Here is a 12,500-nt window from a genome sequence, read left to right as displayed (position 1 = left end):
CCCTGTCCTCCAGCTAAAATCATCGCAACTATTTCCTTTTTACTCATTTTATATTTATCCCCCTCTTCACCTACATTTGTATGCTATCCCTTTGATTCCATTTCCATTGCCTTATCTATATCTATGCTTATGTAACTTTGTTTATGCTATTTATTATATTAAAAAATATAATAAGCTCTGAAGGAAAATTTCCTACAGAGCTTTTAGGGACATTCAAATAAATAACTTATATTAACTTAATAATTTTAACACCATGATTACACATCTTTATATTAATCTCTCCATCAATCTCCTCGTAACCTTCTGTTTTATCTATTAATCCTATTAAATTTTTACCATAACCTTTAAATTTACATTCTAACTCCCTATTTGTTGTGTTAACTAATACAAGTATTTTTTCACTTTTATATTCACGTTCATAAGCTAATACTTCGGAGGAAATACTTATAGGCTTAAAGCTACCTTTTTTTAAGCTCACCTCATTACTTCTAATATTCCCTAATACCTTATACCAATTTAATATTTCTTTATTTTGTTTATTCCATGGGTAAGGTCTTCTATTTTGAGGATCTCTTCCCCCTAATAATCCTACTTCATCTCCATAATATATTAACGGAACTCCTGGAATTGTCATTTGTATAACTATAGCTAATTTTAGCAATTCCATGTTTTCACTCAATTTAGTAAATATACGCTCTGTATCATGATTTCCTAAAAGATTCATAGAACTATAAAAATTTTCAGTTGGATAATTCTCTAACAGACTCATTAACTTCTTTATAAATAAATCTGAACTTATATTACCTTCAATAAGTCCAATAACTATATCTCTAAAAGGATAATTTGTAACAGAATCTAATTCCTTACCAAAAAAATATTCCCGTCTATCTGAGTAGCTTATTTTATTTGAAGCATCTTCCCAAACCTCTCCTATTAATACACTCTTTTCATCAACTTCTAGCATTTTTTCTTTTATCATTTGTATAAACTTATCTGGTAGCTCATCTGCTACATCTAATCTCCAGCCACTTGCTCCAAGCTTCATCCATTTAGCTATAACTGAGTCCTCATCTTTTATTATATAATTCACATAATCGTCATTTAACTCGTTTATATTTGGTTGATTATCAAATCCCCACCAACACTCATATTCATTAGGATGCTTATTAAACCTGTACCAATTGTAGTATCTCGATTCTTTAGATTGATATGCACCTTCATTTTTATAAGTTCCTAATTTATTGAAATACTTACTATCTGACCCAGTATGACTAAATACCCCATCTAAAATAATTCTTATGCCTAACTTTTTAGCCTCTTCACACAGTACTTTAAAATCTTTCTCAGTTCCAAACATTCCATCTATTTTTTTATAATCACCTGTATCATATTTGTGGCAACTAACAGCCTCAAAAATAGGATTCATATATATAATAGATGCGCCTAAAGATTTAATATATTCCAACTTTTCTTTTACACCTTTTAAGTTTCCTCCATAAAAGTCCCATCTTGCTATATTTCCTTTTTCATTTTTAATATACATAGGTTCATCTTCCCATGTAGCATATATGAAGCTATTTTTTTTAGGAGAACTAATTTCTCCTTTTTCATTTCCATTTAAAAATCTATCTACAAATATTTGATATATTATCCCTTCTTTATACCAATCCGGCACTGGTCTTTCATTATAAACCGTTATTTGATATAACTTAGGTCTATAGTCATACCTTTGACCAATGCCACCTAATATATCATTATTATTACCATAATATACAACATCATTGTTGTATATTATTTTGAAATAATAATTTAATAATCCTAATGAATTGCTGGTGTCTATAATTCCTGTATATAGGAAACTTCCATCTTGATTTTTAAATACATTATCCATTGATATTTCCTGTTCACGTCCCTTAAAGCTAGTAGTATGAATATATACTGTAGCTTCTTTATTTAATTCAATAGATATTTTAATAGTCGTTCCTACTTTTACTGCACCAAATGGATTTCTATACTCTAATTTGTGAGAATTATGAAAAGCTCTTATATCCTCCATGGAAAATTTCCTCCCTACTTATAAATTCTTATATAGAACCTCAGATCCCCAAATACCTGTAGCATATTCCTTTATAGTTCTATCTGATGAAAATATTCCTGAATGAGCTATATTAACTCCACACATTCTTTGCCAATTACTACTATCTCTATATAGTTTATCAACTCTATCTTGCGCCTTTAAATATTCATCAAAATCTTTTAGTACAAAGAACTCATCATTATAATCTAATAAATTCTCATGGATACACTTAAACCTTCTTCTATCCACATTATAAGTTCCATCAATTAACTCTGTAGTTAACTTCATTAACCTTAAATCATTGTTACACACATCCCAAGAAGAATATCCTCCATTTTTATAATAATTTAAAACCTCTTCTGCATCTAATCCAAATATAACTATATTGTCCTCTTTAACTTCATCCTTAATTTCTATATTTGCACCATCTAAAGTTGCTATAGTTACAGCTCCATTCATCATAAATTTCATATTAGAAGTTCCTGATGCTTCTTTGGTAGTTGTTGATATTTGTTCACTTAAATCTGTTGCTGGTATTATTTTTTCTGCAAGCGACACTCTATAATTATCCATCATAACAACTTTTATTTTATCTTTTACTCTAGGATCATTATTAACCTTATGAGCAATACTACTTATTAATTCAATTGTGTTTTTCGCTAAATAATATCCAGGCGCTGCTTTTCCTGCAAATATAAATGTTCTTGGTACTATATCTAAATTGGGATTTTCAATTATCCTATTATATAACTCCATTATTCTTAAACAGTTTAAAGTTTGCCTTTTATATGCATGTATTCTTTTAACTTGCACATCAAATATAGAGTTTGGATCTACTATAATTCCTTTAGTATTATAAATTTCAGTAGCTAACTTATTTTTATTATTCAATTTTATTTTAGCTAATCTTTCCCTTATATTTGTATCATCTAAATACTTCTCAAAATTCTCTAAATCTGTTGGATGTTTAATAAAACTTTCTCCTATAGTTTCGGTTAATAGATTAGTTAATTCTGGATTACATTTTAATAACCATCTTCTATGAGTAATTCCATTTGTTTTATTATTAAACTTTTTAGGATATAAATAATAGAAATCTGCCATTTCTTTCTTCTTTAATATTTCTGTATGCAATTTTGCAACTCCATTAACACTATGACTAGCTACTATTGCAAGATTAGCCATTCTAATATATCCATCTCCGATAATAGACATTCTGGAAATTTTATCCCATTGTCCAATATATTTATTCCAAAGTTCCTTGCAAAACCGCTCATTTATTTCTTCTACTATCATATAAATTCTTGGTAACAACTTTTTAAACATTTCTACTGGCCATTTCTCTAAAGCCTCTGCTAATATAGTATGATTTGTATATGAAACTATATTTTCAGTAAGTCTCCATGCGGTTTCCCAATCTAACCTCTCATCATCCATTAATATTCTCATTAATTCTGGAATTGCCAGTGTTGGATGAGTATCATTAATATGAATAGCTATTTTTTCTTCTAATTCTAAAATATTTCCTCCATGTTTTTTATAATCCCTTACAATACTTTGAAGACCTGCTGAAACAAAGAAATATTCTTGTTTTAACCTTAATTTCTTTCCTTCATAAAATGAATCCTCAGGATATAATACTAATGATATGGATTCTACTGAGTTTTTGTACTCTATTGCCTTTAAAAAATCTCCTCTATTGAAAGATGAGAAATCAAACTCATTACATACAGGCTCCGCACTCCATAGCCTTAAAGTATTAACAACTTCATTTTTATAACCCACAACAGGCGTATCATAAGGCAGTGCTAAAACAGGTTCATAATTTACATGGGTAAACATCAATTTCCCATTTATAGTTTCTGTTTTAATTTCTCCCCCAAACTTAACTATCTCTGATTTATCAGCCTTTTTCATCTCCCAAACATTTCTTTCTCTAAGCCAATTATCTGAAACCTCAACTTGCTTCCCATCAATTATCTTTTGTTCAAAGAAACCATACTTATATCTAATTCCGCATCCATGTCCTGGAATATTTAAGGATGCCATAGAATCTAGAAAACATGCCGCCAACCTTCCAAGACCGCCATTCCCTAAACCTTGGTCTTGTTCAAGATTTTCTAACTTGTATAAATCTATTCCTAGTTCATCTAAAGCTTCCTTGCAAGTTTCTCTTATACCTAGGTTTAAAAGCGCATCCCCCAGTAATCTACCTAGTAAAAATTCCATAGAAAAGTAATAGACTTGTTTTTCACTTGAATTCTTATATTTCTTATTTGTATTTATCCATGCTCTTATAACATAATCTCTTACTAGCATACCTAGTGCTTCATACTTTTGGAGGTCAGCCCCATCCCTTAATTCCTTACCATTTAACTCTAAGAATTTCTTTTCATAATCCTTTTTTAATTCATCTTTATTTATGTCTAACATATTCTCTCCTCCCTAATAGCTGTATTATAATCATCTTACTATTAATCCTCCATACAACGCTTTGTACTCTTTAGCTGATTTCTCCCAACTATTATTTGATTTCATGGCTTGCAACACTAATGTCTCCCAAATATCTTTATGGTTATAGATTTCTAATGCTTGTTCTATAGCATTCATTAACTCACTATAATTATAGTTTTTGAAACCAAAACCATTCCCTATTCCATTGTATTTATTATAAGGTGAAATTGTGTCTTTTAATCCCCCAGTCTCTCTAACTATTGGAACAGCTCCATATCTTAAAGCTATTAATTGTCCAAGTCCACAAGGTTCAAAAAGCGAAGGCATAAAGAACATATCAGAAGCCGCATATATTTTATGAGCCAATCCATTATCAAACATTATATTAGCCGATACTTTCCTAGGATACCTATATTGGAAATTTTTAAAGGTCTCTTCATATAAATAATCTCCGGTTCCAAGGACTACCACTTGAACATCTTTTTGAAGAACTCTATCCAATATATTTATTATTAAATCACAGCCTTTTTGATGAGTTAATCTAGATATAATTCCTATCATTGGAATATCTTTATTAACAGTCAATCCTAGTTCCTTCTGTAGCTGCTCTTTATTAACCCCTTTAGCTTTCAAATCATCACTTGAATAATTTTCAGCTATAAACCCATCTGTTTCTGGGTCATACTCTTCATAATCTATACCATTAACAATTCCCTTAAGTGCATAACTTCTACATCTTAATAAACCATCTAAAGTTTCTCCATATTCAGGTGTTTGTATTTCATTTGCATAAGTTTCACTTACAGTACTTACTTGGTCAGAGTAATTAATTCCACCTTTTAAGAAACTTACCCCCCCATTTAATTCTAAACTTCCATTTTTAAATGGTTCATCATCATATCCAAATAACTCTGGTAATATCTCTGGTGAAAAAACACCTTGAAAGAATAAATTATGAATTGAAAATACAGTTTTCATATCCTTATAAAAATCATCATATATATATTCCAATTTAAGAAGGACTGGCACCATACCTGTTTGCCAATCATTGCAATGTAATACATCTGGTTTCCAATTAATTTGCTTTAAAAATTCTAGCACTGCTCTATCAAAAAATGCAAATTTTTCTCCATCATCATAATAACCATATAATCCATCTCTTCCAAAATAATATTCATTGTCTAACAGATAATAGGTTACCCCTTTGTTCTTATATTCATATACTCCACAATATTGATTTCTCCAGCCTACTCTTACCATAAACCATTTGAGAAATTTCAACTTCCCCTTAAATTCATCCTTTATATCCTTATATTTTGGAATTACCACTCTTGCATCTATTCCCAACTCCATAAGTGATTGGGGCAAAGCTCCCATAACATCTCCAAGTCCCCCTGTCTTTATAAGCGGATGTGCCTCTGGTGCTACCAATAAAACATTCATCATAATTATCCTCCAACTCTTTATTTTCTAATTTTACTTTTTATTTTTACTTTTTACTTTTTACTTTTTACTTTTTTATTTTTTACTTTTTTTATTTTTTATTTTTTAAAAATATTATCTCTATTAAATATTGATTTCTATTAAATCTTCATCTTTATTAAATTTACTAATATTCAATACTATTGTTGCCATAGGTGGAACCTTAATCTTTATTGAATATTTCTGATTATGATATCCATTCTTTTCAGCTACTAAAGTTTCATCCATAACTTGATTCGAACCACCGTACTCGACCTTATCACTATTAAATATTTCTTTATAGTCAGCCATATATGGCACCCCAATTCTAAAGTCATAATATACTTGAGGTGTAAAATTACATATAAACAGTAGTGTATCTTTTTTATTTCTACCCTTTCTAATAAAACTAATTACACTTTGCTCTTTATTATCTGCATCTATCCATGTAAATCCCTCAGTATCATAATCCAATTCCCATAGTGCTTTGTTCTCTTTATAAAAATGATTAAGACTTTTAAAATAATCTTGTGTTTTTTTGTGTGTATCAAATTTATTAATTAGCTTCCACTCTAGCTGCTCATATTCTCGCCATTCAATAAACTGACCAAACTCTGCTCCCATAAATAATAACTTCTTACCTGGATGCCCAATCATATATGCTGCATAACACCTAAGCCCCGCAAATTTATTCCAATAATCACCCCACATTTTATCTATTAAAGATTTTTTACCATGTACAACTTCATCATGTGATATTGGCAAAATAAAATTTTCGGAGTAATTATACATCATGGAGAAATTTAATTTATTATGATTATATTTTCTGTGTATAGTATCTAACTCTACATATTTTAATGTATCGTTCATCCACCCCATATTCCACTTAAAATTAAATCCTAATCCACCATCTTCTATAGGCTTACATACATTTGGCCAAGAAGTAGACTCCTCGGCTATCATCAATACCTTAGGATATTCTAGAAATACAGCTTTATTTAAATCCTTTAAAAATTGAATTCCCTCTAAGCATCCATCTTCACCATGAACGTTTGGTATCCACTCGCCTTCTGGTCTTCCGTAATTTAGATAAATCATGCTTGAAACTGCATCAACTCTAAGTCCATCTATGTGAAATTCTCTTAGCCAAAATAATGCATTTGATATTAGAAAACTCTTAACTTCCGGTTTCCCTAAATCAAAATTAGATGTTCCCCACCCCTTATTATCAGCCTTCCATATTTCCTCATATTCATAAGTAGGCCCTCCATCAAACATATATAATCCATGCTCATCTTTACAAAAATGTCCTGGTACCCAATCTAGGATTACTCCAATGTCCTTTTGATGTAATGCATCTATTAATTCCCTCAATTCTTCTAGTTTTCCATATCTGCTTGTTGCAGAATAATATCCTATCCCTTGATATCCCCAAGATGCGTCTAATGGATATTCTATTAGTGGCATTAATTCTATATGAGTATATCCCATTTCATATAAATACTCAGGTAGTTCAGTTGCTAACTCTTTATATGTTAAATATTGTCCATTTTTAGTCTTCCATGACCCTAAATGAACTTCATATATATTTATAGGACTTTCATAAATATTAGTTTTATTTCTTTTCTTAATCCAGTCTTTATCATTCCATATATAATCTTCAAATTTAGTTACTATTGATGCTGTGTTTGGCCTTAATTCTGATGTAACTGCATAAGGATCTGACTTGTTTATAGCTTTACTTCCACATTTATTAGTTATGCAGTATTTATAATTTATATTTGTAGTTAATTTGGGAATAAAAATACTCCACAATCCCATATTAGTAACTTTTCTCATACTATATTTTTCTTGAGACTCAAAGTTAGAGAAATCTCCTATTACATAAATACTACTTGCATTTGGTGCCCATGTTGTAAATCTAATACCTGCTACTCCATTTTCAAAAACATAATGAGATCCCATAAACTTATAACTATAATAGTTTTTACCTTGATGAAATAAGTATATATCTAAATCACTCAGATATTCTTCTCTCAATATATCTGTACTATTACTTATTAGTGTCATTTCAAATCCTCCTAATTCTCATCAATTCTCCTTCTATATCTATTATGTTTACTTCAGTAATATACTAACTTTCATAATTTAAAGTTATGTATACGTTGTCTAAATAATTAAAAGCAAAAAAATAACCCTAGAAACTAGAGTTATTTATAATTACGCATTTAAACTATTACTTATATCACTATTATTTTACTTATTCTAAATTTATAGTTTTTTCCAGTAAAATTTCTTGACCTACCTTTTTATAATCAGTGTTAATACTTCCATCTTCATTATAGGTAATTTCTCCTTTTTCTAATATATCATGATATATCTCAATCCTTAGAGATTTTGAATACTTGTTCATGGATTCAAAATAAGAAATTTGCTTATTTTCATCGAAACCGCTACTACTCTCAATTTTAAGTTGATTGTTTTTATCATCAAACACCCTTACAAAGTATAGTGTAGTCCCTGGATTTCTACTATTTATTGTGATTCTAAAAGGTGTAATACTCATGGAATCTAAATAAAATCCAGCTTGTGTATAGTCTATCTATATTTTTACTTATAGCTTTATCAACTTTAACAGGTACCTTAAAAGCCCATGTTCCATTAAATGTTTGATTCTTTTCACTATCATCTAACGCTTTTGTGCGAACAGAGGTTAACTTAGTTTGAAAGTCAAAATTATCTGGCACTTCTGTATTTAGCGACTTTAGGTAATATCGCTCCATACCAATAAAGGTATTATCATCTATAAATTTTCCTTCTAATCCTGCAATTCCACTATTATCTAATTCATCTTTAGAAAAACTTACATTATTATAGGCTTCTCCAGTTAAAAGTTGGTTCCTAGTTAATGGACCATTCCCCCAAGATGTATACTTAAAAGGTTCTTCACTTTCTACTACATAAGTAACGTATAGCCCTTCGCCATCACATAAAATATCTGATAAAGTAATACTTATTCCGTTATTAGTAACAGTTTCATTTACAGATGTAGCATATTCTGAGTAATTGCCAGGGAAATAAATATTTTTTTCTATGTTATCAAATACACTTCCTACTATAGGGATTTTTGCTGCTAGAGCAGGATTTGCAAACCCTAAAATTAAGAAGAACAATATACTAGCGGCAGTAATAGTTATATTAAACTTTCTTTTATTAGATTTTTTTAATTTAATCTCTTTATCCGCTCTTTCTATACCATTATTAATAATTAGATCAATATTTTCTGGGATTTCTATATTTGAAAATTGTTTATTACTCATTTAAATAATCCTCCTCTAAACTATTACCAAGCTTATTCTTTGCTCTTCTTAAGTATGTCTTAACTGTATTTTGAGGTATCTCAATAATCTTTGATATATCTTCAATAGTCATATCATTAAAATATTTTAATATAATCACAGTCTTATATTTGTAATTTAATAAATCTATTGCTTTGTACAAATCTAACTTCTCATCAATAGATATTGATTTAGTTATAGGCTCTAATCGTATTTCATCATTAAATGATATTTGATTATTTTTAGCCTTTAAAAAATCAATACTACAATTTATAAGTATTCTAGTTATCCAAGTTTTAAAATAATTAGTTTCTTTAAGCTTCCCTATATTTAACATAGCTTTATAGCTACATTCTTGGATTATTTCTAAAGCATCATCTTGATTTTTCACATAGCTATATGCAATTTTATATAGATAAACCTTATTGTTTTTTATTAGTTCACCTAAATATTTTCTATCTCTTACTATATCCTTCTTTACCATTGATTTTTGATTAGATTTTTTTAAATTTAATATTTTGACTTTCATAGTAGCTACGTCATCCATAACATTCTCCTTATCTTAATAAATTATTTTACTAATATGCATATTACAGCAATTAGACTATGAAGTAATACTTAAAGTTTCAAATTTTTTCATTTTTTTGCACGCAAAAAAAGAGTCTAATTAAATTAGACTCTTTTTTATTAACCTGGCGACGTCCTACTCTCCCACACAGCTGCCCGTGCAGTACCATTAGCGCTGTAGAGCTTAACTTTCCTGTTCGGAATGGAAAGGAGTGTTTCCTCTACGCCATCATCACCAGATGGTTTAGATCCTAAATCATAGATTTAGTCTCTTATATTTAATTTTATCAGAGTTTTGTTCTCTGAAAATTGCACATGAATTATTGTAAATTGGTCAAGCCCTCGACCTATTAGTATCAGTCAGCTAAATATGTTGCCATACTTACACCTCTGACCTATCAACCTCGTGTTCTTCAAGGGGTCTTACTAGCTTATGCTATGGGAAATCTCATCTTGAGGGAGGCTTCACGCTTAGATGCTTTCAGCGTTTATCCCGTCCCGACTTAGCTACCCAGCGATGCTCCTGGCGGAACAACTGGTGCACCATAGGTCGGTCCATCCCGGTCCTCTCGTACTAAGGACAGCTCCTCTCAAATTTCCTACGCCCGCGACGGATAGGGACCGAACTGTCTCACGACGTTCTGAACCCAGCTCGCGTGCCGCTTTAATGGGCGAACAGCCCAACCCTTGGGACCTACTACAGCCCCAGGATGCGACGAGCCGACATCGAGGTGCCAAACCTCCCCGTCGATGTGGACTCTTGGGGGAGATCAGCCTGTTATCCCCGAGGTAGCTTTTATCCGTTGAGCGATGGCCCTCCCACGAGGTACCACCGGATCACTAAGTCCGACTTTCGTCCCTGCTCCACTTGTAGGTGTCGCAGTCAGGCTCCCTTCTGCCTTTGCACTCTTCGAACGATTTCCGACCGTTCTGAGGGAACCTTTGAGCGCCTCCGTTACTTTTTAGGAGGCGACCGCCCCAGTCAAACTGCCCACCTAACAATGTCCTGTCACCAGTTTCATGGCGTCCAGTTAGAACCTCAGTACTGTCAGGGTGGTATCCCAAGGATGACTCCACCAAGGCTAACGCCCTAGCTTCCCAGTCTCCCACCTATCCTGTACAGACAATACCGAAATTCAATGCTAAGCTACAGTAAAGCTCTACGGGGTCTTTCCGTCCAATCGCGGGTAGCGAGCATCTTCACTCGCACTACAACTTCGCCGGATTTGCAGTTGAGACAGTGCTCAAGTCATTACTCCATTCGTGCGGGTCAGAACTTACCTGACAAGGAATTTCGCTACCTTAGGACCGTTATAGTTACGGCCGCCGTTTACTGGGGCTTAAGTTCACACCTTCGCTTGCGCTAAGCATTCCCCTTAACCTTCCAGCACCGGGCAGGAGTCAGCCCCTATACATCAGCTTACGCTTTAGCAGAGACCTGTGTTTTTGTTAAACAGTTGCTTGAGCCTATTCTCTGCGGCCTGCTCTCGCAGGCACCCCTTCTCCCGAAGTTACGGGGTTAATTTGCCTAGTTCCTTAACTGCAATTCTTCCGATGGTCTTAGGATTCTCTCCTCACCTACCTGTGTCGGTTTGCGGTACGGGCACTACTTCTCTTTCTAGATGCTTTTCTTGGAAGCATGGAATCAGATACTTCAGCCTAAAAGGCCTTCCCCATTACGCCTCAGAATTGTTAAAGCGGATTTGCCTACCTTAACTCCCTAAACGCTTAGACTAGCATTTCCATTCGCTAGCACATCCTATCCTTCTCCGTCACACCATCGATAATAACGATTGTAGTGGTATTGGAATATCAACCAATTGTCCATCGCCTACGCCTTTCGGCCTCGGCTTAGGTCCCGACTAACCCTGGGCGGACGAGCCTTCCCCAGGAAACCTTAGGTTTTCGACCTGTAAGATTCTCACTTACATCTCGCTACTAATGCCAACATTCTCACTCGTAATCAGTCCACCGCTCCTTACGGTACGACTTCAGCCCGATTACGACGCTCCTCTACCGCTCGTATTAAATACAAGCCCGTAGCTTCGGTGGTAAGTTTGAGCCCCGGACATTTTCGGCGCAGGATCTCTTGACTAGTGAGCTATTACGCACTCTTTCAATGAATGGCTGCTTCTGAGCCAACATCCTAGTTGTCTTTGAAATCCCACATCCTTTTCCACTTAACTTACACTTTGGGACCTTAGCTGACGATCTGGGCTTTTTCCCTTTCGACCATGGATCTTATCATTCATAGTCTGACTGCCGGACTAATAGTATATGGCATTCGGAGTTTGATAAGGTTCAGTAAGCGATACGCCCCCTAGCCCATTCAGTGCTCTACCTCCATTACTCATATCCGACGCTAGCCCTAAAGCTATTTCGAGGAGAACCAGCTATCTCCGAGTTCGATTGGAATTTCTCCGCTATCCACAGCTCATCCCATGCTTTTTCAACAGCAACGTGGTTCGGTCCTCCACGGGGTTTTACCCCCGCTTCAACCTGGCCATGGATAGGTCACTCGGTTTCGGGTCTACGGCATGCAACTAGTCGCCCTATTAAGACTTGGTTTCCCTTCGGCTCCGTACCTTAAGTACTTAACCTTG

Annotated in this window: 8 protein-coding genes and 2 rRNA genes (2 of these 10 running past the window's edge); all 10 read right to left on the bottom strand. The window is 33.3% G+C overall.

The window, feature by feature from the left end; translation table 11 throughout:
* Window positions 1-47: the 5' portion of a glucose-1-phosphate adenylyltransferase gene (locus J1C67_RS06955; protein ID WP_167867644.1), read on the bottom strand. 1,114 nt of this gene lie to the left of the window's left edge; 47 of the gene's 1,161 nt are visible here — the first part of the coding sequence; its start codon is at window positions 45-47; the stop codon falls past the left edge of the window.
* Between the two features lie 179 nt (window positions 48-226).
* The gene (locus J1C67_RS06950; RefSeq protein ID WP_167867643.1) at window positions 227-2,056 is read right to left on the bottom strand and encodes a glycoside hydrolase family 13 protein; all 1,830 of its coding nucleotides are present in this window, start codon (window positions 2,054-2,056) and stop codon (window positions 227-229) included.
* A gap of 18 nt (window positions 2,057-2,074) precedes the next feature.
* Window positions 2,075-4,510 (bottom strand): glycogen/starch/alpha-glucan phosphorylase, encoded by a 2,436-nt coding sequence (locus J1C67_RS06945; protein ID WP_167867642.1) that lies wholly within the window; start codon window positions 4,508-4,510, stop codon window positions 2,075-2,077.
* A gap of 30 nt (window positions 4,511-4,540) precedes the next feature.
* Entirely contained in the window at window positions 4,541-5,974 is a 1,434-nt protein-coding gene (glgA, locus tag J1C67_RS06940) for a glycogen synthase GlgA (protein WP_167867646.1), read from the bottom strand.
* 123 nt (window positions 5,975-6,097) lie between these two features.
* Window positions 6,098-8,062 (bottom strand): 1,4-alpha-glucan branching protein GlgB, encoded by a 1,965-nt coding sequence (glgB, locus tag J1C67_RS06935; RefSeq protein WP_167867641.1) that lies wholly within the window; start codon window positions 8,060-8,062, stop codon window positions 6,098-6,100.
* A gap of 190 nt (window positions 8,063-8,252) precedes the next feature.
* A complete protein-coding gene (locus tag J1C67_RS19405) occupies window positions 8,253-8,558 on the bottom strand; it encodes a hypothetical protein (RefSeq protein ID WP_244980268.1) in 306 nt (101 codons plus the stop codon).
* On the bottom strand, window positions 8,539-9,312 hold the full coding sequence (locus J1C67_RS06930; RefSeq protein WP_243176873.1) for a DUF4179 domain-containing protein: 774 nt from the start codon (window positions 9,310-9,312) through the stop codon (window positions 8,539-8,541). The genes J1C67_RS19405 and J1C67_RS06930 overlap by 20 nt, the downstream gene beginning before the upstream one ends.
* A complete protein-coding gene (locus J1C67_RS06925) occupies window positions 9,305-9,877 on the bottom strand; it encodes a sigma-70 family RNA polymerase sigma factor (RefSeq protein ID WP_167867640.1) in 573 nt (190 codons plus the stop codon). Before J1C67_RS06925 ends, J1C67_RS06930 begins: the two co-directional genes overlap by 8 nt.
* Before the next feature lie 143 nt (window positions 9,878-10,020).
* A 5S ribosomal RNA gene (gene rrf, locus J1C67_RS06920) occupies window positions 10,021-10,137 on the bottom strand.
* Between the two features lie 90 nt (window positions 10,138-10,227).
* Window positions 10,228-12,500, bottom strand: a 23S ribosomal RNA gene (locus J1C67_RS06915) (it continues 633 nt past the right edge of the window).

The organism is Clostridium gasigenes (assembly GCF_017348895.1).
Lineage (GTDB): Bacteria > Bacillota > Clostridia > Clostridiales > Clostridiaceae > Clostridium > Clostridium gasigenes.
Note: the sequence above shows the minus strand (reverse complement) of the source record. Positions and strands in the feature narration are given on the sequence as shown.